Source organism: Halopseudomonas pachastrellae (assembly GCF_900114765.1).
In the GTDB taxonomy this organism is placed as follows: Bacteria; Pseudomonadota; Gammaproteobacteria; order Pseudomonadales; family Pseudomonadaceae; genus Halopseudomonas; species Halopseudomonas pachastrellae.
This window is the reverse complement of the sequence record NZ_FOUD01000003.1, coordinates 194,280-217,654: the sequence shown is the minus strand read 5'-3', so window position 1 is coordinate 217,654 and position 23,375 is coordinate 194,280. Positions and strand designations below refer to the sequence as shown.

The following is a 23,375-nucleotide window of genomic DNA, read 5'->3' as shown; positions in this document are numbered from 1 at the left end:
CGCTGCGTTGCTCGATTTATCGGGGAGCCACAAAACTCGGGGGCTCTGCCCCCTCAGACATCCTGTGGCTCTTTTTCCCGATAAATCTGCGCTACTCGCCCGCGTAAACGGGGAGAGGGTCCGTGCACTCATCACGATTGCAGGCAATCTGTTCGCCACCCCAAGATCGTTCCCACGCTCCGCGTGGGAATGCCTGTCGGACGCCCCGCGTCCGCCTCGGCGGTGGCCAAAAAGCGCTAAAACCTCTGCCCCCTCCCTCAGCATCCTAATTCTCGCTTTACTACATAGACCGATCGGTCTATAACTAGCGCCATGAGCAAAGAAGATAGCCGCAAAATTCTCGTCAAAACCATGCAGAGCGCCTTGCAAAGCAAGGGACTCCACGGCGTCGGTTTGAGCGAGATTCTGAAGACCGCCGGGTTGCCCAAGGGCAGCCTGTACTACCACTTTCCCGGCGGGAAGGAAGAACTGGCGCTAGCCGCCATTGCCAACGCAGAGCAGGAGATGGCGCGGTTTCTGGAGCAGGTGTTTGCCCGCTTCGATGACCCGCTGGACGCCCTCGCCGCCTGGATCGACAGTGCCCTGCAACGCATCGCCGCCAGCCGCTTCAAACTTGGCTGCCCGCTGGCCGCTGCCGCGCTCGACTGCTCACCCGACGACACCGATCTGCTGCTCGCGCTGCACGGCGCCTTCACCAACCTGCGTGATCAGTTGGCCGCGCATATCAGCCGTGCCGGCTTTCCGTCTGACGCAGCCACCGACCTCGCCGTACTGGTACTGACCAGCTACGAGGGTGGCCTGATGATGGCCCGCGCTGCCGGCAGCACCGACCCTATCGAACGCGCCTTCCGAGCCCTGCTCAGCCACGTTCGCCTGCAACAGAAGGAACTCGCCCATGGCCACTGACCCACTCGCTCCGCGCCCCCTCAAGCTGGCCGCCGCCGACGGCTATCCGCTGGCCGCCACCCTGTATCCGGCCAGCAAACCCATCGGCCAGATTCTGGTCGGCAGCGCCACCGGTGTACCGCAGGGCTTTTACCGCCGCTTTGCCGAGTACGCGGCCAGCCACGGCTACACCACCCTGACGCTGGACTATCGCGGTATCGGCGCCTCGGCCCCGGCCAGCCTCAAGGGCTTTGAGATGGATTATCTGGATTGGGCCGATAAAGACCTGGCCGCGGGCGTGGACTACCTCAGCCAGTCAGATCTGCCGCTGTATCTGGTGGGCCATTCCTTCGGTGGCCACGCCTTTGGCCTGCTGCCCAACCGCGACGCCATTACCGCCGTGCACACCTTCGGCACCGGCGCGGGCTGGCACGGCTGGATGCCCGCAGGCGAGCGCCGCAAGGTGCAGTTCATGTGGAATGTGGTGCTGCCGGTGATCGTCGCCATCAAGGGCTATCAGGCCTGGAACTGGCTCGGCATGGGCGAAGACCTGCCAAAAGGGGTCTACCGCGACTGGAAGCACTGGTGCCGCTACCCGCGCTACTTCTTCGAAGACCCAAAAATGGCCTGGCTGACTGACCACTTTGCCGCCGTGCGCACCCCCATCAAGGCGGCCGTGTCGCTGGATGACCTGTGGGCAGGCCCGGCCTCACGCGATGCCTTTATGAGCGCCTTTACCGGCGCCGATTATCAGGCCCAGAACATTGACCCCAAAGCCCTCGGCCTCAAGCCGCTGGGCCACATGGGTTACTTCCGCGCCTACGCCGAACCGCTCTGGCGCGATGCGCTGGACTGGTTCGCCCACTATCCGGCCGTTGCCCAGGCAGCGCCACGACACAAGGAAACAGCATGAACCCGAAAGACATGACCGGCCTGCAAATCATGCAAGCCGCCGCAGCCGGCCACCTGCCAATTGCCCCTATTGCCAAGACTATTCCCATGCAGGTGAAGCTGGCCGAAGAAGGCCGCGTGGTGTTTGAAGCCACCGCCGACGAAAGCCACACCAACCCGCTGGGCGGCGTGCACGGTGGCTTTGCTGCCACCGTGATGGACTCGGTCACCGGCTGCTCCGCACACACCACACTGGGCGCGGGCGAAGGCTACGGCACCATCGAACTGAACGTGAAGATGTGCAAACCGGTGCCCTTCAACAAAACCCTGATCGCCGAAGGCAAGGTGATCAATAAAACCCGCCGCCTGATCATCAGCGAAGGCTACCTGCGGGACGAGAACGGCTCGCTGTATGCCTATGCCACCGCGACTAATATGATTCTCGGCTAGAAGCCTCAAGCTGCAAGCTGCAAGCTGCAAGCTGCAAGCTGCAAGCTGCAAGCTGCAAGGATGGTGTCGTCGCAAAGCCTGTGATTCAACTAAGCCGCACGAATAGGCACCAGGCATCCGGACGCTCAAGGCATTTCGTGCCACTAACTGATGTTGAAGTGTGCACTAATTTTCGTCCCGTTTACGCGGGCGAGTAGCGCAGGTTTATCGGGAAAAAGAGTCATAGGATGTCTGAGGAGCGTAGCGACGAGTTTTATGACTCACCTCGCCGGCCACCCCGATAAATCGAGCAACGCAGCGAACCCGAAGGGCCGCGTAGTCGGGTGCCCCGGGGGATTCAGGGAAGCGCTAACCCATTTCACACGCCCTCTGCGAGTGCTCAAGCATGCAGATGGAAGGCGCGATGTGCAGCCAATAGTGGTTCTATTGGCAAAGCAGCGCAACGCAGTCAGATGCATGCTTGAGCGCTCGCCCTACGGGGCGTTCAGGCCGGTCCGCACCCTGCGTTGTGATTTCTCGACAGGTCCCGACATGCCGTCGAAACCACGCCTTGATTGCGGACCGGCCTGAGCGCCAGAGGGCATGTGAACTGGGTTAGCGCTTCCCTTTGGGGGGCCGGGCAAGCGGCCCCCCTTGGCTCGCCGTAAAAGGCGAAAGGCTGACTCGACAGCAGCTCCATCTAAGAGCCCACCACCAATCAACCCATCACACCCCCGGCAACACCTTCAACAGCGTCAGTAACTCACGCGCCGTCTTCTCGGATGACGCCGGGTTCTGTCCGGTGACCAGCAGGCCATCCACCAGCACGTACTCGCCCCAATCCTCGCCTTTGCTGTAAACGCCGCCCTTTTCCTTCAGCGCGTCTTCCAGCAGGAAGGGCACAACGTCGCTCAGACCAACGCCGTCTTCCTCGGAGTTGGAGAACCCGGTCACCCGCTTGGCGCCAACCAGCGCCTCGCCGTCCTTACCCTTGGCGTTGACCAAGGCCGCCGGTGCGTGACACACCGCGCCGATGGGTTTGTCCGCCTTGGCAAAGGCATTGAGCAGCGCCAACGAGTCGGCGTCGTCATGCAGGTCCCACATGGGGCCGTGGCCGCCGGGGTAGAACACCGCATCAAAGTCGTCTGCCGATACCTCACTCAGTTTCACCGTTTGCGCCAGCTGCGCCTGGGCGGCGCTGTCGGCGTCAAAGCGTTTGGTTGCCTCGGTCTGCGCATCCGGCTCGGCGCTCTTGGGGTCCAGCGGCGGCTGCCCGCCCTTGGGCGAGGCCAGGGTGATTTCGGCACCGGCATCACGCAGCACGTAATAGGGCGCAGCAAACTCCTCCAGCCAGAAGCCGGTCTTGTTGCCCGTGTTGCCAAGCTTGTCGTGCGAGGTGAGAACCATGAGAATCTTCATATCGCTCCTCTCTGCAATCTGCAATCGATGAACCAACGGCTGTGACGCGGACGCGCGCCAGACAGCATGAATACACAGTAAATCCGGCAGCAATCGACGCAAATGGTTCAGTTTCGCCGCGCCGGTGACAGCACAGGACAACCAGCAACCATGCAGCCGCTACAACTCAACTGCGACATGGGCGAAAGCTTCGGCGCCTGGACCATGGGCATGGACGAAGCCGTGATGCCGCATGTGCACAGCGCCAACATCGCCTGCGGCTTTCACGCCTCCGACCCCTCGACCATGCGCCGCACCGTCGCGCTGGCGGTGCAGCACGGCGTGCGTATCGGTGCGCACCCAGCCTACCCGGATCTGGTCGGCTTTGGCCGTCGCTCCATGGCCTGCTCCGCACAAGAAGTGGAAGACCTGCTGCTCTATCAGCTCGGCGCACTGGATGGCATCTGCCGCGCCGAAGGCGCCAGCCTCAGCTACGTCAAACCCCACGGCGCGCTCTACAACGACATGATGAAGCAGCCCGCGCTGCTCGCAGCGGTGATGCGCGCCGTTGCCCGCTTCAACCCGCAGCTGCCGCTGATGCTGCTGGCCCGCCGCGACAACAGCGAGGCCGAGCAACTGGCCGCCGAGCAGGGCATCGGCCTGCTGTTTGAAGCCTTCGCCGACCGTGGCTACGACCCAGACGGCTACCTGCTGCCACGCAACCAGACGGGCGCCGTGCACCACGACCCGGAGCGCATCCTGGCCCAGGCGCTGAGCTTCGCCCGCGGCGAGCCGATCACCGCCAGCGACGGCAGCCAACTGCACCTGCGCGCCGACAGCCTCTGCGTACACGGTGACAACGCGGAATCAGTCGCCGTAGTCGCCCGCATCCGCGCCGCACTGGACGCGCTGTGAACCTGCGCATCGAAAGCGCAGCCATCGACAGTCTGATGGTGCGCCTGTTCGATGAGATCGACGAAGCCAACATGCCCTGGCTGATGGCCGCCGGAGAGAAGCTGCGCCAGGCCTTCGGCGCGCAGCTGATCGATCTGGTGCCGTCGTACACCACCTTGCTGCTGCACTACGACCTGCACGCCCTGAGCGAAGATGCCGCCATCGCTCTGATTCAACGCAGCCTGCACAACCTGCAACCGCTGACCGCCGACACCGGCACCCTGCACGCCATCCCGGTCTGGTATCACCAGAGCGTCGGCCCCGAACTGACCACCATCGCCCAGCGCGCCGGGCTCAGCCCGGAGCAGGTGATCGAGCAGCACTGCAGCCGCGACTACCCGGTGTTCACCCTCGGCTTTGCGCCCGGCTTTGCGTATATGGGGCTGGTGGATCAAGCGCTCGCCTCGGCCCGCCTTGCCACCCCGCGCCCGCGCGTGCCCAAGGGCAGCGTCGGCATCGCCGAACGGCAAACCGCCATCTACCCGCTGACCTCACCCGGCGGCTGGAACCTGATTGGCCGCTGCCCGGTGACCCTGTTCAGCGCCGAGCACGGCAGCCTGCTGCAGCCAGGCGACCGGGTGCGCTTTGTGTCCATCGACCACGCCGAATTTATCCGCCTGGGCGGCGACGACACGGCCATGGAGGCCAGCACATGATTGAGCTGCTGGTCGAACACAGCCTCGGCTTTGCCCAACTGCAAGACGGCGGCCGCTTTGGCGTGCGCCATCTGGGCATCACCCAGGGCGGCGCGCTGGACTGGGTCGCCATGCAGCAGGCCAACTGGCTGCTCGGCAACACCGCGGATGCCACCGTGATCGAAATCCCCCTTGGCGGACTGCAACTGCGCGCGCACGCCAGCGGCTGGCTGGCACTGACCGGTGCCGATCTGGATGCGAAACTCGACGATCGGCCACTGGCACCCGGTCAGGCGTTCCAGCTACGCCACGGCCAGACCTTGCAGTTCAACAACCCCAAACGCGGCGTACGCGCCTACCTCGCCACCCCCGGCGGCTTTGCCGCAGAACCGGTGATGGACGCCGTCGCCACCGTCATGCGCGAACAGCTCGGTGGCCTGCACGGCAATGGCCGCGGCCTGCACAACAGCGACCGTCTGCAGGGCAAGGCCGGCGATGCAGAACCGCGCACTCTGCCCGCAGACGCGCTCTGGTATCCGGGCAATGAAGTCGTGCTCGACCTGATCCCCGGCGAGCAAATCGCCGCCTTCACCGGAGCCAGCCTGTTCGCCGCCTTCAACCAAAGCTGGACCCTTGACCAACGCGCCGACCGCATGGGCATGCGCCTCACCGGCCCCGCGCTGCGCTACCAGGGCCAGGCCCTGATCTCCGAAGGCATCCCCCTCGGCGCCGTCCAGGTACCGCCAGACGGCCAACCGATCATCCTGATGAACGACCGCCAGACCATCGGCGGCTATCCACGCCTCGGCGCAGTCACACCGCTGTCGCTGGCGCGGTTGGCGCAATGTGCGCCGGGGCAGAAAGTGAGGTTGCGGGTGGTGAGTCAGGAAAGTGCACGGCGAGAGATGCTGAACGTTATCAGCACCCTACAAGCACAGGGCGCACTACCCGGGCTAGCGCATCCGTAGGGTAGAGAAAAGCGCAGCCTTGTCCACCAAGCGGCATCTGACGCAACGCGGAGTTTAGGCACATTTTGATCGCTCCCACGCCACCTCGTTCGTAGGGCCACGGCATGCCGTGGCCGTACTGCTTCAACCATCGCAATGTTGCTCAACATTTGCGGCGTCGTCCTGCTCGCCTTTCGCCTTCTCCGGCGAGCCAAAGGGGGCCGCTTGCCCGGCCCCCCCTTGGCGATACCCCCGGGCACCCGACTACGCGGCCCTTCGGGTTCGCTGCGTTGCTCGGGCTGGCGGGGAGTCATAAAACTCGGCTCTTCGAGCCTCAGACATCCTATGACTCTTTTTCCCGCCAGCCCTGCGCTACTCGCCCGCGTAAACGGGACTGGAGTCCGTGCATTCGCCACGTTCGCAGATGCGGGCAAAGCCGCGTTACTTGATCTAGCCTTTAGCCGTATTCAGGGTTGGCAAACGTGGCGCGTAGTAGCACTATCAAAACACCGCACTTCTCGCGGCCCCGTCAGGAGGCATGGATGCTACATAGACTCGACTCCTCTCATCTCGAATACCCGTCAGCACCCTCACCTGCGCACAAGCCTTCGCGGTCGACCAGTGGAGCATTAAGCCTCGCGCGGTTTAACGTTCAGCACTCGCGCGAGAACACGGCCAATCCATCGGAACACAAGAGAATACGAGGCCACTGTATACGACGCCACACCGCGCATTAAAGCTAGCGGGATCTACTCACTGTTACGTCTGGCTCAATTTAAGGTATCGGCATGCGCACTATCAGTCTTGAAGAGCGAAGCAATGATGGCGTGATTTTGGATACTTTAAGCGGCGATTTTTCCGAGTCTGACTGGAAAATACTTATCAAATTCGTATCTCACCTTGACCGTGCTATGGAGTGCAGCCTTGTTCGCCGCGGAGTTCCTAGAATAAGCGGCATGAAATGGGAGGCGGGTGAAATGAAGTTCAACGCCGCAAGCTATTCCAACGCCGAACTGCATGAGCTGTTACATGTGCTTCGACCATTGATCCTCCATAAAGAATCTGCTTCTTTCGGAGCAGTTCGTGCGCTCTTGGGTAGATGCTTCAAGAACAAGCGTTTATCGGCTCGCCTGAAGGAGCTGCAGCATATATTCGACCATGGACAACTTGCCGCTTACATGCAGGTATCCATCGGAGAACAGCCACTATTTGACAGTTCTTTACTTAGAACATGGCTGAACGGCACTCAGTACCATACGGAAGAAGAAAAAGCCGCTGCATGGCGCGAAATAGAGGCTGACTTAACTACCGAAAACGCACGAGCAATTATCATTAATCAGTTAAATGATAGATTGGCTGCGCTTGTGCTCTTAGGGCAAATAGTAAGAACTATCACTATCGAAAGCGTGTAAACAGACATAACAAATGGTTCAAACCGTTCGTTTCGTTTTATGGGGCGGGCTAAAGCTGACGGCTTAACCAAACGCCAGCCAATTTAGAGGGTAAGTATGCCTCACAGCATGATGCAAAAGGTGAACAGTTTCGCTCTCAGAGCTTTTCGAGACACCGCTGACAGAGACTACATCCATGCTCGCATGGCTTACAGGGCAGACCTGTTCCCGCAGTTTCACTGGTCTGCGCTTCATGCCCTTGAAAAATATGCAAAATGCATTGCAATTCTTGTCCGTATTCCAAAGCCAAAGCTAGCTATAACGCATGAGATAAAAAGAAGCTTAGACCTTATCTCTGAGAAGCTAGATATTCCCCTGTCAGAGCAAACCAAAAACTTCATAAAAAGGCTTGAAGAGTTCGGGGCAAGATTTCGATACCTAGAAGTATCTTGGTTCATAAGGGACTGTGAGCTTGCAATGTTGGATAGAGCAGTATGGGAACTGCGCCGCTACTGCAATGCCGAGCTATATGAATACTCTGGAAATCAATTCACTTCAATATCACGAGAAAAATACGAACAGGTAAAGCCCATTGACAAGCCGACCCAAACTAACACACTAGTACCTGGTGGGCTTCTCGAGGAAACATTGAGAAAACGAGACTCTAGGAGTAGACCAGACTTAATCTGGTGCAACCTATACTATTCAGCATCGAAACGTAAAAAAGTTTATATGAAGAGTTCAATCATGGCCGAGAATTCCCCACTTTTCCTATACCCTGAAATCATTGACGAAGTATCCAAGTACACTTTTATTCCAAAAGAAGTAGCTGATGCCTACAAAAGTAAATAACAGCACACTCAGTATCAGCCATTACTTTTACCCAAACATCTAGTCTTGGATAAAAAAAGCTCTATACGCTGCTTTGCAGAAAGACTTCTAACCAATGCACAGACCCGCTGGGTCCCCGTTTACGCCGGCGAGTAGCGCAGGGCTGGCGGGAAGCAGGACGGCAGCATGTCTGAGACTCGCAGAGCCTAGTTCTGCCAGCACCTCGCCGGCCACCCCCGTCAGGCCGAGCAACGCAGCGAACCCGAAGGGCCGCGTAGTCGGGGTGGCATCGGGTCTGCTCGCGATTGGTCGTGAGCAGACCCGTTGGGGTGCAGGGGGAAATGGCCATGCATTTCCCCCTGCTCGCCGTGAAGGCGAAAGGCGTAGATGAGCAATCCGCTCGGAGCAGAACCAATACACCGCCTGGTGGACAACGCTTCACTTGTGTCCGCCCTACCGCCGGGCTAGCGCCCGACTATGCACTCCGCCACGGCAACGCCGGTGCCGCAATCCGCTCCCCATCAAACCCCGCCACCTTGCCGAAGCGCGCAGACTCGGCCTGCCAGTCCCGCGTTGCTTCGATGATGTATTCGCGACTGTAGCCGACAAAATTCCAGAACATCAGCACCTTCTCGGCCGGTTCTCCGCCGATGAGGATCAGGCGGCTGCCGGGGGTTAGGGTCAGGTGCAGGGTGGTGGGGCTGGGGTCGAGGGCGGCTAGTTCATTTTCGGCAAAGCGTTCGCCGTCCAGCTCCAGTTCGCCTTCCATCACCAGCAGGCCATGTTCAAAGGCGGGGTTGAGGGTCAGCTCGCAGGTGCCGCCGCTGGGGCTGTGGATGTCCAGCCCGAGCAGGGGGCTATAGACCTCGACCGGGGACGTGTAGCCGGCAAAGTCGCCGACCAGCAGGGTGAAGTCGATGCAGTTTTGCTGCCACGCTGGCAGCTCGGGGTAATCGGTGAAGGCGGGGTCGGCGTTTGCCATGTGCGGTGGCAGGGCGATCCACAGTTGGGCGGCGTGCAGGCGGGTGGTGGCGTCGGTGGAGTCTTCGGTGTGGCTGATGCCGCGGCCGGCGGTCATCAGGTTGACCTGGCCTGGGCGGATCAGTTGCTGGTTGCCGAGGCTGTCGCGGTGCAGCACCTCGCCTTCGATCATCCAGGTGAAGGTCTGCAGGCAGGTGTGCGGGTGCGCGCCTACGTGCATGCCGTCGCCGGACTCAAAGCGGGCAGGGCCGGCGTGATCGAGGAAGCACCAGGCGCCAATCTGGCGGCGCTGGCGGGTGGGCAGTACGCGGTTGACCGGCAGGGTGCCGCCAATTTCGGCGCTGCGGGCGGTGATGCGTTGGGCGCTGACAGGGTGGCTGCTCATGCGACGCTCCGGCTGCGAGTAGGTTGTTGCAGCCTACTCCAGTGCGTCGGTCGCGTCAGCCGTGGGCGATGTGCAACGGCAGCGTTGGGCCGGGCTTCACGATGGTGGAGAACGCTTTGCGGTTCTCCACCCTACCGGCGACGGCAGTGCGGCGGCAGGTTATACCCGCCGCCCTTCGACCGGAATCTTGAAGAACAGGCTGTAGATCACCGGCAGCACCACCAGCGTGAGCACGGTGGCAAAGCCCAGGCCAAACATGATCACCACGGCCATGCTCTGGAAGAAGGCGTCGGTCAGCAGCGGCGCCATGCCGAGGATGGTGGTCAGCGCGGCCATGGAGACCGGGCGTACCCGGCTGATGGCTGAGTCCACCAAGGCGCTATACGCCTCTTTGCCGGAGTCGATCTGCAGGCGAATCTCATCCACCAGTACGATGCCGTTTTTGACCAGCATGCCGCTCAGACTGAGAAAGCCCAGCAGCGCCATAAAGCCGAACGGAATGCCCGTGAGCAAAAAGCCCAGCGTCACGCCGATCACCGCCAGCGGTACGGTCAGCCAGATGATGGTGGCGCGTTTGAGTGAGTCGAACAGCAGCACGGTAATCAGGAACATCGCCAGATAACCGAGCGGCAGGCTGCCGAATACGGCGGCCTGAGCATCACGCGAGCTTTCGTACTCGCCGCCCCACTCCAGCTTGTAACCACGCGGCAGGTCGATGGCTTCGATTTGCGGACGGATGCGGGCGAACAGCTCGGCGGCGGTCTGGCCGCTGATGATGCTCGGGTCGGCCTGTACGGTCAGCGTACGCTTGCGGTCTTCACGCAGAATCAGCGGGTCCTCCCAGTCGGTGACAAAGCCGCTGACCACCTGGGTGATGGGGATGTAAGCGTTGCGCACGCTGCTCCATACCAGCAGGTCGCTCAGGGTGCTGGCGTCCAGCCGCTCGTCTTCCGGGGTGCGTGCCACAATCGGCAGCATGCGCGTGCCGTCGCGGTACAGGCCAACGTTAACGCCGCTGAAGTTCATCTTCAGCAGGGTATCCAGGTCGCCCTTGTCCACGCCCAGCTCGCGGGCCTGCGCCTCGGCAAACTGCGGGCGGACCAGCTTGGTGCGCTCACGCCAGTTGTGCAGCACGGCATCGGCCACCGGATCGGCCTTGAGGATGGCAATGGCCTGCGCGCCCAGGCTGCGCAGCACCTCGGGGTCGGGGCCGGTAAAGCGCGCCTCGATCTTGCTGTCGCTGCCCGGCCCAAGCATCAGCTGCTTGAGTTTGACCTTGGCGGTGGGGTGCTGGGTTTTAAAGTACTCATCCAGCTCGGCAATCAGCGGCACAATTTGGTCGCGCTGCTCGGTACGCACCAGCAGCTGGGCGTAGTTTGCGTGAATACGCTCCGGGAAGTAGGTGAGGATAAATCGCAGCGCGCCCTGACCGATGGTAGAGGTCACCTCGGTAACGCCCTCCTGCGCCAGCACGTACTGATCCATCTCGGCCACCACCTGCTGGGTGTAGCGGATGTCGCTGCCCTTGGGTAGCCAGACGTCGACAAAGAACATCGGTGTGTTGGACGGCGGGAAGAACGCCTGGCGCACCTGGCTGAAGCCGACCACGGAGGCCACCAGCAGCACGCTCAGCATCACCAGCGTCAGCACCCGGTGGTGCAGGGCGGTGGCCAGCAGCTTGCGGTACACCACAAAAACGATGCCGCGGTAGGGGTCTTCCGGCTCGCTCTGCTCATCTGTTGCGGGCTGATCGCGAAAGAACAGGCTGGCAAAGAACGGCGTCAGGGTGATCGCCGTGACCCAGCTGAGGGTCAGGGAGACTAGCAGCACTTGGAATAGCGACAGACAGAACTCGCCGGTGGAGTCATCCGACAGGCCAATGGGCGCAAAGGCGATGATGGCGATGGCGGTGGCGCCCAGCAGCGGCAGGTTGGTCTGGCGCACGATATCGCCGGCTGACTGCAGGGTAGTCTGGCCGCGCTGCCGGCCGACCAGAATGCCTTCGACAATGACAATGGCGTTGTCCACCAGCATCCCCAGCGCAATCACCAGCGCGCCAAGGGAGATACGCTGCAGCTCAATGCCGATCATCTGCATGAAGATAAAGGTGCCCAGCACCGTCAGCGCCAGCACCAGACCGATCAACAGGCCGCTGCGCAGCCCCATGAAGATCAGCAGCACAATCACGACAATGGCGACAGAAGCCAGGAAGTTCCAGACAAAACCGCTCACCGAGTTTTCTACCTCGGCGGACTGGTTATAGAACATGGTCACCTGCATGCCGGCCGGGCGGTCCTCCTCCAGCTCGGCCAGGCGTGCGGCTACCGCGTTGCCTACGTCCACCACGTTAACGTGCGCGGCATAGGACACGCCCAGCCCCAGCGCCGGATTACCCTGCGCGCGGTAGAGGCTGGTGGGGGTTTCGGTAAAGCCGCGGCTAATCCGCGCCACATCCCCCAGATAGACCTGTTTGGAGCTGCCCGGCGGGCTGATGATCAGCCGCTCCAGCTCGCTGACATCCTGAAACTCGCCGGTGGGGTGCAAGCGAATGGACTCGCTGCCCACCAGCATGCGTCCGGCGTCCGACACCACGTTCTGGTTGCTCAGCAGGTCATAGATGGCCTGCGGGGCAATGCCCAGCGCGGTCATGCGCGCGCGGGAGATTTCCAGGTGCACTTCTTCCTGCGGTACGCCGGCCAGGTTGACCTTGCCAACGCCCTCGACCAGCACCAGCTCGCGGCGCAGGTAGTCGGCGTAATCGCGCAGTTCGCGGTAGTCGTAACCGTCACCGCTGATCATGAAGAAGGTGCCGAACACGTCGCCAAAATCATCCATGATCTGCGGCTCGCTTACGCCCGGCGGCAGGTTGGGGCGCAGGTCATTGATGCGGCGGCGCATCTCGTCCCAGATCTGCGGCAGCTGCTCGGCGCGGTACTGCGCCTGCACCTCGACCATGATCTGCGACAGGCCGGCGCTGCTGGTCGAGGTGATGGTATCGACGTAGGGCAGCTGCTGGATGGCGTTCTCCAGCGGGTAGGTCAGCTCCTCTTCCACCTGCTGCGGCGAGGCGCCGGGGTAGGGCGTGACGACCATGGCCATTTTCAGGGTAAAGGCCGGATCTTCCAGCCGCCCCAGATCGATAAAGGCGATCACGCCGCCAATGCCGAGCAGCAGCGCGACCAGCCAGCTGGTCACCCGACGCTGGATAAAGTACGCGGCAATATTCATTACAGCCCCCGCTCGCGAACCCAGCGACGCACCTGCTGGCCTTCGCTCAGCTCGTTGCCACCGGCGGCGACAATCTGCTCGCCGGCCTCAAGCCCGCTGAGCACCTCGATGCCGTCATGGGTCAGCTCGCCCACGGTGACGCTGCGGGCGCTGACGTGCAGCTCGCCATCCTGCTCGCTGATCACCCACACCTGACGCGCCTCGCTGCTCTGGCTGTCGGGGCTGAACACCGCCTCAACCGGCACCACCATGGGTATCTGGGTGTGACGGGTGATGCCGGCAAAGTCGACGATCACGGTGGCGCTCATGCCCGGCAGCAGCACCACACCCTCCGGGATCGGCATGCTCAGGGTGACGTCATAGGCCAGCGTGGACGGGTCCGGCTGGCTGGCGTACTCCTTGTAGGCGGCCTCGATCGGGGTGCCGGGCAGGTTTTCCAGGCGCACTTTGGAGTGCAGGTCTTCGGGTTTCAGGTCACGGCGCAGGTTGCTGAACAGGTTCTCCGGTACCTGAAACACCACGTCCATGCTGTCGCTGCTGTACAGCGTGACAATCGGCTGATTGGGCTGCACCACCTGAAACTGCTCAACGTGGGTGCGCGCTACGACGCCATCAAAGGGCGCGTTGATGCGGGTGTAGGCCAGCTCCTGGCGGGCCAGGTTGAGCGCGGCTTCGGCGGAGTTGAACTGCGCCTTGCGCTGGTCGTACTCGGCCTGCGAGACCATCTGCCGCTCAACCAGCTGCTCCATGCGGGTCAGCTGGCTGCGGGTCAGCTCAAAGCTGGCCTGGCGATCGCTCAGCTTGAGGCGATAGTCGGTGTCGTCCAGCTGGGCAATCAGATCACCCTGCTTGACCTCTTGCCCCTCGTGCACCTTGAGCGACTGCAGCTCGCCACCCAGGCGGAACGACAGCTGCGCTTCTTCCGGCGCCTTGAGGCGGGCCGGGAATTCGCGAATGCGCTCGGCACCCGGGTCGGTCACGGTGAAGAGTTTCACCGGGCGGGGCTTTTCTGCCACCGGCTCGGCCGGCTCGGAGCAGCCAGACAGCAAAGTGGTAAGGGCAATGGCCGAAAGACCTGTGGCAATCCAGCGTGCGGCGCGATCCATGGGTAACCTGCGAAGTAGTTGGCAAAAACGGGGGCAAAAAGAGTGCACGCATTATAAGGCGCTAGCTCGGGTCACGGCGGACAATAACCTGCAGATTACGCCATTTTCTCGTCTTTTATGGCCTGCGACCCCGCGCCGCAGAGCAGACGCTTGCGGATCGCCCCTCTTCAATATATGTTTTTATATATTGTGTTTAAGTTAACTGTCCTGCTGCGAGGTGACCATGCTCTTTCGCCAACTGTTTGATGCTGCTTCCTCCACCTACACCTACCTGCTGGCCGACCCGGCGAGCGGTGAGGCCCTGCTGATTGATCCGGTGTTTGAGCAAAGCACCCGTGATCTGTCGCTGCTGCACGAGCTGGGGCTGACTTTGAAGCTGGTGGTCGACACCCACGCCCACGCCGACCACGTCACCGCCGCCTGGCTGCTGAAGCAGAAAACCGGTTGTCAGATTGCCTCGGCGGCGGTCATCAATGCCGAGCATGTAGACCTGCCGCTGCAGCACGGCCAGCGCTTTGGCGTCAAAGGCGTTGAGCTGGAAGCACGGGCCACCCCCGGCCATACCGACGGCTGCATGAGCTATGTGCTGAGCGATGAGTCCATGGTGTTCACCGGCGATGCGCTGCTGATTCGCGGTTGCGGGCGCAGCGATTTTCAGCAGGGCAACCCGCATACCCTGTACCACTCGGTGGTCGAGCAGCTGTTCAGCCTGCCCGACAGCTGCGCGGTGTATCCGGCCCACGACTACAACGGCCGCACCGCCAGCAGTATCGATGAAGAGCGCCGCTGCAACGCGCGCCTGGGTGGCAACGCCAACGAGGCCGACTTTGTCGGTTACATGCAGGCGCTCAAGCTGCCGCACCCCAAACGCATCGCCGAGGCGGTGCCGGCCAACCTGCGCAGCGGCTGCCCGCAAGACGGCCAGCTGCCGCCCGAGCCGGACTGGTCAAGCGACCTGCGCATGACCTACGCCGGCATCCCCGAGGTTGGCCCGCAATGGCTGATGGAGCACCGCGATGCGGTCACCCTGCTGGATGTACGCGAGCCCGGCGAGTGGCAAAACGAGCCGCTGCCCGCGCAGCTCGATAGCGTGGTGCAGATCCCGATCGGCAGCCTAGCCGACCGCGTTGCCGAGGTGCCGCAGGGCAAGCCCGTTGTCGCGCTCTGTCGCTCGGGCAAGCGCTCGTCCCTGGCAACCGGCATCCTGCGCGGCGCGGGCTTTGAGCAGGTGGCCAGCCTGCACGGTGGGGTGCTGCCACTGGCGCAGCACTAAACCTGCTGCTTTGCTGGTGCACGCACCTGGGCGTTGCACCAGCCCTGTGCATTTGCCGTGAATTTTGCGGCTATCGATGCGCTGCCGCTGGCCGCATGACAGCAGGAACGCTAGAATTTCGTCGATTTCTTGAACAGATGGCCAGCTTTTTGCTGTATCAGGAACCATCGGCCGCCGTCCAAGGACGCGGCACGGTCGCCAACAAGATCACATCCAGGAGAAGTACCATGAGTTTGGAACGCACGCTTGCCCTTGCTGCAGCGCTAACCCTGCCCCTGCAGGCCGTTGCTGCCGACGACCCACTGAAGGTCGGTTTTGTTTACGTTGGTCCCATCGGTGACCACGGCTGGAGCTACCAGCACGACCAGGGCCGCAAGGAGCTTGAAGCCCACTTTGGTGACAAGGTGCAAACCACCTACGTTGAAAACGTCAACGAAGGCGCCGACGCCGAGCGCACCATCCGTCGTCTGGCCCAGGCCGGTAACGACGTTATCTTCACTACCTCCTTCGGCTTCATGAACGCCACCGAGCGCGTTGCCGCCGACTACCCGGACAAGACCTTCCTGCACGCCACCGGCTACAAGCAGGCCGAGAACCTGGGCACCTACCTGTCGGTGACCTATGAAGGCCGCTACGTCACCGGTACCGCAGCCGGTCTGGTTACCGAAAGCAACGTACTGGGCTACATCGCCTCCTTCCCGATTCCGGAAGTGATCCGCGACATCAACGCCACCTACCTGGGCGCCAAGGCCGTTAACCCGGATATCGAACTGAAAGTCGTGTGGGTCAACACCTGGTTTGATCCGGCCAAGGAAGCTGACGCCGCCAACACCCTGATGGACCAAGGCGCTGACGTCATCATCCAGCACACCGACAGCCCGGCTCCGCTGCTGGCTGCGCAAAAGCGCGGCGTCTGGGGCGTGGGTCAGGCGTCTGACATGAGCCACTTTGCACCTGAAGCCCACCTGCTGTCAGTGGTGAACCACTGGGGTCCGTACTACATCGACACCGTACAGGCCGTAATGGATGGCAACTGGGAGCCGGCTGACTACTGGGGCGGCATCAGCGATGACGTTATCCAGATCAAGGAAATCAACGCTAAGCTGACCGACGAGCAACGCGCCAAAGTTGAAGGCGTCATCACCGCCATCAAGAGCGGCGAGTTCCACCCCTTCACCGGCCCGATCAATGATCAGGGCGGCACCGAACGCGTAGCCGAAGGCGCCACCATGACCCGCGAAGAGCTGGCCACCATGGACTGGTACGTCGAAGGCATGACCGCGACCATTCCGAAGTAAGCCTGCCCCCGCACCGCCCGCCAATGGCGGGTGCTGCAAGACAGCGCAAAAGCCCGCACCAGCACACGGCGCGGGCTTTTTTGTGCACGGACTCTGTAGGGCGGCCTAAGCCAAAGGCGTGGCCGCGCGCTCCACCCGGCAAGGCCAAGCACCCGCTCGACCAACACACCGCCGCGCAACCCCGTGGCCGAGCCAGAACGCGGCCCTATCAACAGCCCAAAACCAACAAACCCGGCACAGTGGCCGGGCTCGTCTAGCACCGCTGCGGGTTACTTCTTGGCTTCAGCAAAGTTTGCCTGAATGCGCTGCAGCAGGTAATCGGCCGCCGAGATCGGCGGGTATTTGCCGGCGGGGCTTTCGATCATCACTTCCTTGTTGGCCTGGCAGAAGAACGCCATGCTGTAACGCGGGCCACGGTACTCGCCCGGCTTGGGCATGCGCACGCGGTGCAGGGTGGACTTGAGCTGGTCGTCGCTCCAGCGCATGAGCATGTCACCGATGTTGCAGGTGATGATGTCGTCACGCGGGATCACGCTGCTCCACTCGCGGTTGTCGCCGGCGCCTTCGGCGTCCTTGCCCGGGCTGACCTGCAGACCGCCCTGGCCTTCCTTCTGGAACACCATGGTCAGGCAGTCAAAGTCGGTGTGCGCACCGGCGCGCCACAGGCTGGCGTCCAGGTCGTCTTCCGGCATCGGCAGATAGTGCAGCAGGCGCAGGGTGCTCTGGTAGTCGGGCAGGCTGCGGTCGTGAGCTTTGGTGAAAAAGTCACGGGCAAAGCCCAGGCGCTCGGCAAAGCAGGACAGCACGTCCATGCCCAGACGCCAGGCGCGGTATTCAAAATCCAGCATGATGCGCTGGAACTCCGGCACCACGGTCTGGTTGGGCCATAGGTCATCCATATGCGGCAGGGTGATCTGGTAAGACTCTTTCTGGTCAGCCGTGCGGGTTGAGGGGCGCACCTGCGACATGAACTCCCAACCAGCGTTGAGGCCCTTCTTCAGCGGAAAGCGCGCTTTCTCTTCGTTCGGCAGGGCAAAGAAGGCTTCAGACAGCTCAAACGCGCTCTGTACCAGCTTCACGTCCAGACCATGGTTGACCAGCTGGAAGAAGCCGACTTCAGTCGCGGCGCTCCACAGCTGATCGGTGATCTCGCCGCGGCGGTTCTCAAAATCAGTCAGGTCGATCAGCGGAATGTCGCGGACGGTTTCCTTGCCCATGCCGCCGAAGGTGGTTTCCAGCTGCAGTTCTTTCAGGCCGTATTCAGGGGTTGTTGCAGTAGTCATGTTGAATCTCCGAGTAGTCCCGTTGGGGGCAAATGGGGCGGAGAATGACGCAGGGCGGGAGGCGGAAAGAGGCTGTGGCCTGTCAGTCCGGCGTCCACCGCGCAATGCGCATTGTCCGACGGAGGAATCGATGGCTAATTCCGCATGCCCTCTGGCGTTCAGGCGGAGCCGCAATCAAGGCGAGGTCTCGAAGGCATGTCTGGACCTGTCGAGAGACCGCAACACCGAGTGCGGTTCCGCCTGAGCGCCCCGCAGGGCGAGTGCTCAAGCATGCATCTGCCGCGTTGCGCTGCTTGCCAATAGAACCATTATTGACTGCACATCGCGCCTTGCATCTACCCGCTTGGGCGCTCGCAGAGGGCGTGTGGAATTAACCATCGCTTCCTTCTACTGAGCAATGACCTGGGGTGTTGCCCCCTGACAGCTTCTACTCACGTTGCCGAGGATAATCCTCAGGCACGAATACTCAAGCAGTTATTGCGCCAACTTGGATAAATCCGACGAACGCGCCGGCTGGTGCGGCGTGGCGCCAATCGCAGATCTGCCGCTGACCTGCGCGGCTGCACCGTCATTGCGCAAAAAGCTGACCAGCTGCACTGGTTTTGATCGCCTGGAGCAGGCTGTAGGCGCTGCAGGCCCGGTGAAATGGTGGCTGCAGGGCCGCTAGCAGGTTGGTCAAAAAATTGCACTCATCACCACAGCACCGCATGCTGCGGTCATATCAACACAACGCAACAGAGTAGAAGCGGTCAGGGGCGTGAGGCATTGATTCGTGCTTCCCCGGCTCCGGGACATTGCTCTTTGGCAGCAACAGAGGAGCAGTACCTGCATGGCGTACCTGATCAAGAACGCACAAGCCGTCTTTTCCCCCACCGCCGCAGACGCGACCGACATCCGCATCAGCGACGGCAAGATCACCGAACTCGGGCGTGACCTGGCGCTGGCCGCCGATGAAACCCTGATCGACGCCCGTGGCTGTGTTGCATGGCCTGGCCTGGTCAACACTCACCACCATCTGGCCCAGTCGATCATGAAGGGCGTGCCGGGCGGCCTGAACCAGAACCTCAACGACTGGTTGGGCTCCGTCCCCTACCGTTATTGGCCCAAGGTCACCCCGGAGTTGATGTACCACGCCGCGCGGTTGGGCTTGTATGAGCTGCTGCGCTCGGGCGGCACCACCTGCGCCGATCACCACTACCTGTATCACGCCAGCACCAGCCCCGAGCTGGAGGATGCCGTCTGGCGCGCCGCCGAAGAACTGGGCATGCGCCTGGTACTGTGTCGCGGCAGCGCCACCTCGGTCGGCAGCCACCACGGCATGATCGAGCACGGCATCTCCCCGGAAACCATCGGCCAAATCATCGAGCGGCTGGACGCCAGCCGCGTGCGTTATCACCAGGATGGCGGCGACGCCATGCGCAAGCTGGTGGTAGCGCCCACCAGCCTGATTCACTCCAGCGACCCGGACGGCCTGCGCGAACAGGCCGCCTACGCCCGTGAGTTCAAGCTGGGCATGCACTCGCACCTGCTGGAAGTGGACTTTGATGAAGTCGCCTCCCTGAAAAAGTACGGCAAACGCGCCGTGGACTACGCCGGTGATTGCGGCTGGCTGGGTGACGACGTCTGGTTTGCCCATCTTGTGCACTGCGACGACTACATCATCGACCGCCTCGCCAGCACCGGCACCGGCATCGCCCACTGCCCCACCTCCAACTGCCGTCTGGGCAGCGGCATCGCCCCGGCCATCAAAATGGAGCAGGCGGGCATGTCGATCACCCTGGGTGTGGACGGCTCCGCCTCTGCCGAATCCGGCTCCATGCTGCAGGAGCTGAACCTCGCGTGGCTGATCCACCGCGCCGTACACGGCCCGGATGCCACCACGCTGGAGAAGGTACTCGGCTGGGGCAGCCGCAACGGCGCCGAGCTGCTTGGCCTGCACGACGTGGGCGAAATCAAAGTGGGCATGGCCGCCGACCTGGTGCTGTTCGACATCAACCAGCCGCGCTTTGCCGGCGTGCACAGCCCGCTCACCGCGCCGCTGATGTGTGGCGAACCGGCTAGCGTTAAATACAGCTTTATCCAGGGCCGCCCGGCAGTGGACAACGGTGATATCTGCGGGCTGGATGAGACCGAGCTGACAGCGCGGGTGCAGGAGTCGGTGGCGCAGTTGATTCGCAGCTGATTCTGGAAGGGCCGGGTTTCAACTCGGCCAGGGCGTTGCCGTGCTTCACCAAGGTCAGTGTTCATGCCCTTCGGCGTCTAGGCTTTCGTAGGGTTACGGCATCGTGGCCAAGCGTTCCCCACCCGCTACACACGGCCCCGTTGCTTGCCATGCACGCAAGACCCAAAGCGCCCAAACCAACACCAGGCCATCCGATCACATGGAACAACCGCTGTTTTTGCTCATCAGTTTTGCGCTTCTGATAACGCCAGTCCTATTCACACGCTGGCGCTGGTTCTGGATATTCTGCTGTGCGCTTGGCATACCAATGGCCCTGGCGTGGGCGCAGAATTTCTGCGCAGTATCCAGGCCGGAGAACACAGGGTCGCCCGATGCTGCGCTTGGGCTGGCCTTTTTGTTGGTGCCCACGGTTGCACTCGCGCTGGGCATGTTCCTGCGCTATCTCCGCTGGATTGTCGAGGTGCTGATGAGCGAACACAAAGAGCGGCGGAGCGCGGCCAGTAGCCAGGCACGATCACGATAAACGTCTTTCCCGCGCAGGCGGGAATCCAGTGAAACGTCCAGCCCGCATGGATCCTCGCCTGCGCGAGGATGACGAGTGTGGGTGGGTATCGTTATGCGCCCGGCAACAGCCGCACCGCCCCTATTTCCCTAACACCAACTCCCTCGCCAGAGCATTGTGCTCTTCAATAATCAGCGGCAGTTCCCGCGTCAGCAGCACGCCATCTTCAATCACCTGTCGGCCATTGATGATGCTGTGGCCGACGCGTTGCGGGGTGCAGAAGACGAGGGCGGCGATGGGGTCGATGAGGGCGCCAGCCATGGCGATGTCGTCGGTGCGGAAGGCGATGATGTCGGCGCAGTAGCCGGGCTGGATGCGGCCCAGCACATCACTGCGGCCGAGCACGTCGGCGCCGCCGCGGGTGGCGATGTAGAGGGCTTCGCGGGCGCTCATGGCGGTCGGGTTTTCATCGCGTACGCGGGCCGAAAGCATGGCCTGACGAGCTTCGTCGAGCAGATTGTTGGTGTCGTTGGAGGCGCTGCCGTCCACGCCCAGGCCAACCTTCACGCCAGCGTCGCGCATCTTGCGGATGGGCGCGATGCCGGAGGCCAGGCGCATGTTGGAGCAGGGGCAGTGGGCGACGCCGGTGCCGGTGCGGGCGAACAGGGCGACGCCCGGGTCGTCCAGATGCACGCAGTGGGCGTGCCAGACGTCGTGGCCGACCCAACCAACCGATTCGGTGTACTCGGTCGGGGTCATGCCGTAGCGCTCCTTGCTGAAGGCGAGGTCCTTGGCGTTTTCGGCGGTGTGGGTGTGCAGGCCAACGCCGTAAGAGCGAGCCAAAGCCGCGCCTTCGCGCATCAGATCGGTGGTGACGGTAAAGGGTGAGCAGGGGCCGAGGGCGACCTTGATCATGGCGTCGGGCGTGGCGTCGTGCAGCTCTTCGACCAAGCGCTGCATCTCCTTGAGGATCGCCTCTTCATCCTGTTCGACCAGTGCATCCGGCGGCAGCCCGCCCTTGCTTTGGCCCAGACTCATGGCGCCGCGCACGGCGTGAAAGCGCATGCCCATTTCCTGCGCGGCCTGCACGCTGTCGTCCAACCGGGTGCCGTTGACGTAGAGGTAGGCGTGGTCGGCAGCGGTGGTGCAGCCCGACAGCATCAGCTCGGCCATCGCGGTGCGGGTGGCGGCGCGCTGCATGGCCGGGGTGATGTTCTGCCAGACCGGGAACAGCGCCGTCAGCCAGTCGAACAGCTCGGCGTCCTGCGCGGCGGGCAGGGCACGGGTGAGAGACTGGAACATGTGATGGTGGGTGTTGATCAGGCCGGGAATCAGCACGTGGCCGGTCATGTCGATGACCTTGTCGGCGGTGTCCGGCAGCTCGCTGGCGGGGCCGACCGCTTCGACGCGGTTGCCGCGGATGAACACGGAGCCGTTGGCAATTTCGCGTTGTTCGTCATCCAGGGTGGCGATGACCAGGGCGTTTTTGAGCAGCAGGGTGGGTGACATAAGGTTCCTCGGTATTCGTTATGTTGACCAGAAGGACAAACTTTCTCCTGCCGCGCGGCATGCAATTGTGGGGCCGCCGCAAAACCGCGCAGATTGGGTGCCTTGGCACTCATTGCAGCACAGCATCAGTGCATTCGCCGGCCAAACTGGCGCGTAATCGCGCACCCACCCCCATGCCAGAGCGCTTGGCACAGCCCTTGCTTTCCAATTCCTGCTTACTTGGTCAGGTTATGAGTCGTGTCGTCCTGTTGCAGGTGCGAGGACTAAACCACAGGCGCTCCGGCGCGCGCTGGAGCTTCACTCGCAACAGGAGACACGGATGACAACGGACTCAATACCGGTAATCGACTTTTCACCTTTCATCAATGGCGACACCGCCGCCCGCGCCGCAGTCGCGCAGCAGATGCGCCAGGCTAGCAGCGCCTGGGGCTTTTTCTATCTGTCTGGCTGCGGCATGCCCGCCGACCAGCTGGCAGAGGCTTTTGCTGCCTCCAAGGCCTTTTTTGCCCTGCCCGACGACGACAAACAGGCCATTGCCTGGCAGAACGCCGAGAGCAACCGTGGCTACGTTGGCGTGCGCCGTGAGCGGCTGGATGACAGCAAGCCCGGCGACCTGAAAGAAGCCTTCAACCTGGCACCGGAGCAACCGGGCGGCCCACGCAACCTGTGGCCAGCCGCGCTGCCGACCTTCCAGCCTGAAATGGAGCACTTCATGGCGGCCTGTATCGCCACCGCCGACCGCGTGCTGGAAGCCTTTGCCTTGGCGCTTGAGCAGCCGGACGACTTTTTCGTCACCGCCCACAACCGCCATCACCACACGCTGCGCCTGCTGCATTATCCGCCACTGCCGGAGGGCTATACCCCGCAGGATGGCGAGAACCGCGCGGGTGCCCACACCGACTACGGCAGCATCACCCTGCTGTTTCAGGACGACGCTGGCGGGCTGGAGGTGCGTACCCGCGCCGGTGAGTGGCTGGCAGCCACGCCAATCCCCGGCACTGTGGTGGTGAACACCGGTGACCTGATGCACCGCTGGACCAACCACGTGTTCTGCTCAACGCCCCATCGGGTCAACGTGCCGCCCCAGGCGCAACACCGTGATCGCTTCTCCATCGCCTTTTTCTGCCACCCGAACAAGGATGCCGAGATCGCCTGCATCGACACCTGCGCCAGCGCCGACAACCCCGCGCGCTACGCCCCGATTTCTGCCGGCGACCATCTGCTGCAACGCCTTAACGCCACTTACTGAGTTCACCATCAAGGAGTT

19 protein-coding genes are annotated in these 23,375 nt (G+C 62.3%); 13 read left to right on the top strand and 6 right to left on the bottom strand.

The window, feature by feature from the left end; genetic code table 11:
* The first annotated feature begins 312 nt into the window (after positions 1-312).
* The 3 genes from BM116_RS03780 to BM116_RS03770 are packed head-to-tail and all read left to right on the top strand — an operon-like array spanning position 313 to position 2,226.
* Positions 313-906, top strand: coding sequence for a TetR/AcrR family transcriptional regulator (locus BM116_RS03780; RefSeq protein ID WP_083729479.1), 594 nt, complete (start codon positions 313-315; stop codon positions 904-906).
* Complete coding sequence (locus BM116_RS03775) at positions 896-1,798, top strand: alpha/beta hydrolase family protein (RefSeq protein ID WP_083729477.1); 903 nt, start codon at positions 896-898, stop codon at positions 1,796-1,798. Before BM116_RS03780 ends, BM116_RS03775 begins: the two co-directional genes overlap by 11 nt.
* Positions 1,795-2,226, top strand: coding sequence for a PaaI family thioesterase (locus BM116_RS03770; RefSeq protein WP_083729475.1), 432 nt, complete (start codon positions 1,795-1,797; stop codon positions 2,224-2,226). The genes BM116_RS03775 and BM116_RS03770 overlap by 4 nt, the downstream gene beginning before the upstream one ends.
* Before the next feature lie 705 nt (positions 2,227-2,931).
* Here BM116_RS03770 and BM116_RS03765 read toward each other — a convergent pair.
* Complete coding sequence (locus BM116_RS03765; protein WP_083729486.1) at positions 2,932-3,624, bottom strand: type 1 glutamine amidotransferase domain-containing protein; 693 nt, start codon at positions 3,622-3,624, stop codon at positions 2,932-2,934.
* Positions 3,625-3,774: 150 nt separating this feature from the next.
* On the opposite strand from BM116_RS03765, the gene BM116_RS03760 reads away from it, so the two are divergent.
* The 5 genes from BM116_RS03760 (at position 3,775) to BM116_RS03740 (ending at position 8,382) form a co-directional block, all read left to right on the top strand.
* Positions 3,775-4,518 (top strand): 5-oxoprolinase subunit PxpA, encoded by a 744-nt coding sequence (locus BM116_RS03760; protein ID WP_083729490.1) that lies wholly within the window; start codon positions 3,775-3,777, stop codon positions 4,516-4,518.
* Complete coding sequence (gene pxpB / locus BM116_RS03755; protein WP_083729488.1) at positions 4,515-5,213, top strand: 5-oxoprolinase subunit PxpB; 699 nt, start codon at positions 4,515-4,517, stop codon at positions 5,211-5,213. The genes BM116_RS03760 and pxpB overlap by 4 nt, the downstream gene beginning before the upstream one ends.
* Positions 5,210-6,160, top strand: a complete 951-nt coding sequence (locus BM116_RS03750; RefSeq protein ID WP_090474993.1) for a 5-oxoprolinase subunit C family protein — start codon at positions 5,210-5,212, stop codon at positions 6,158-6,160. Before pxpB ends, BM116_RS03750 begins: the two co-directional genes overlap by 4 nt.
* A 767-nt stretch (positions 6,161-6,927) precedes the next feature.
* Positions 6,928-7,551 carry a hypothetical protein gene (locus BM116_RS03745; RefSeq protein WP_083728012.1) on the top strand — a complete coding sequence of 208 codons (624 nt, stop codon included), beginning with the start codon at positions 6,928-6,930 and terminating at the stop codon, positions 7,549-7,551.
* A 120-nt stretch (positions 7,552-7,671) separates the two neighbouring features.
* Positions 7,672-8,382 carry a HEPN domain-containing protein gene (locus BM116_RS03740; RefSeq protein WP_175494026.1) on the top strand — a complete coding sequence of 237 codons (711 nt, stop codon included), beginning with the start codon at positions 7,672-7,674 and terminating at the stop codon, positions 8,380-8,382.
* A 454-nt stretch (positions 8,383-8,836) separates the two neighbouring features.
* Here BM116_RS03740 and BM116_RS03735 read toward each other — a convergent pair whose 3' ends face one another.
* From BM116_RS03735 to BM116_RS03725, 3 genes are all read right to left on the bottom strand, one after another.
* On the bottom strand, positions 8,837-9,727 hold the full coding sequence (locus BM116_RS03735; RefSeq protein ID WP_083728014.1) for a pirin family protein: 891 nt from the start codon (positions 9,725-9,727) through the stop codon (positions 8,837-8,839).
* Between the two features lie 159 nt (positions 9,728-9,886).
* Entirely contained in the window at positions 9,887-12,955 is a 3,069-nt protein-coding gene (locus BM116_RS03730; RefSeq protein WP_083728015.1) for an efflux RND transporter permease subunit, read from the bottom strand.
* Positions 12,955-14,061 carry an efflux RND transporter periplasmic adaptor subunit gene (locus tag BM116_RS03725; protein WP_083728016.1) on the bottom strand — a complete coding sequence of 369 codons (1,107 nt, stop codon included), beginning with the start codon at positions 14,059-14,061 and terminating at the stop codon, positions 12,955-12,957. The genes BM116_RS03730 and BM116_RS03725 overlap by 1 nt, the downstream gene beginning before the upstream one ends.
* Positions 14,062-14,284: 223 nt before the next feature.
* On the opposite strand from BM116_RS03725, the gene BM116_RS03720 reads away from it, so the two are divergent.
* Both BM116_RS03720 and BM116_RS03715 read left to right on the top strand, forming a co-directional pair.
* Positions 14,285-15,334: an MBL fold metallo-hydrolase gene (locus tag BM116_RS03720; protein WP_083728017.1), complete on the top strand. Its 1,050-nt coding sequence runs from the start codon at positions 14,285-14,287 to the stop codon at positions 15,332-15,334.
* Positions 15,335-15,561: 227 nt separating this feature from the next.
* Positions 15,562-16,632 (top strand): BMP family ABC transporter substrate-binding protein, encoded by a 1,071-nt coding sequence (locus tag BM116_RS03715; protein WP_083728018.1) that lies wholly within the window; start codon positions 15,562-15,564, stop codon positions 16,630-16,632.
* Between the two features lie 269 nt (positions 16,633-16,901).
* Here BM116_RS03715 and BM116_RS03710 read toward each other — a convergent pair whose 3' ends face one another.
* Positions 16,902-17,915 (bottom strand): isopenicillin N synthase family dioxygenase, encoded by a 1,014-nt coding sequence (locus BM116_RS03710; RefSeq protein WP_083728019.1) that lies wholly within the window; start codon positions 17,913-17,915, stop codon positions 16,902-16,904.
* A gap of 829 nt (positions 17,916-18,744) precedes the next feature.
* On the opposite strand from BM116_RS03710, the gene BM116_RS03700 reads away from it, so the two are divergent.
* Together BM116_RS03700 and BM116_RS03695 are read left to right on the top strand one after the other, a co-directional pair.
* Positions 18,745-20,097 (top strand): amidohydrolase family protein, encoded by a 1,353-nt coding sequence (locus BM116_RS03700; protein WP_083728021.1) that lies wholly within the window; start codon positions 18,745-18,747, stop codon positions 20,095-20,097.
* Positions 20,098-20,296: 199 nt separating this feature from the next.
* A complete protein-coding gene (locus BM116_RS03695) occupies positions 20,297-20,620 on the top strand; it encodes a hypothetical protein (RefSeq protein ID WP_083728022.1) in 324 nt (107 codons plus the stop codon).
* A gap of 120 nt (positions 20,621-20,740) precedes the next feature.
* Here the strand turns inward: BM116_RS03695 and BM116_RS03690 are convergent, their stop codons facing one another.
* Entirely contained in the window at positions 20,741-22,108 is a 1,368-nt protein-coding gene (locus tag BM116_RS03690) for an 8-oxoguanine deaminase (RefSeq protein ID WP_083728023.1), read from the bottom strand.
* A 319-nt stretch (positions 22,109-22,427) separates the two neighbouring features.
* Here BM116_RS03690 and BM116_RS03685 point away from each other — a divergent pair, with 319 nt between their 5' ends.
* Entirely contained in the window at positions 22,428-23,357 is a 930-nt protein-coding gene (locus BM116_RS03685; RefSeq protein WP_083728024.1) for an isopenicillin N synthase family dioxygenase, read from the top strand.
* The last annotated feature ends 18 nt before the right edge of the window (positions 23,358-23,375 follow it).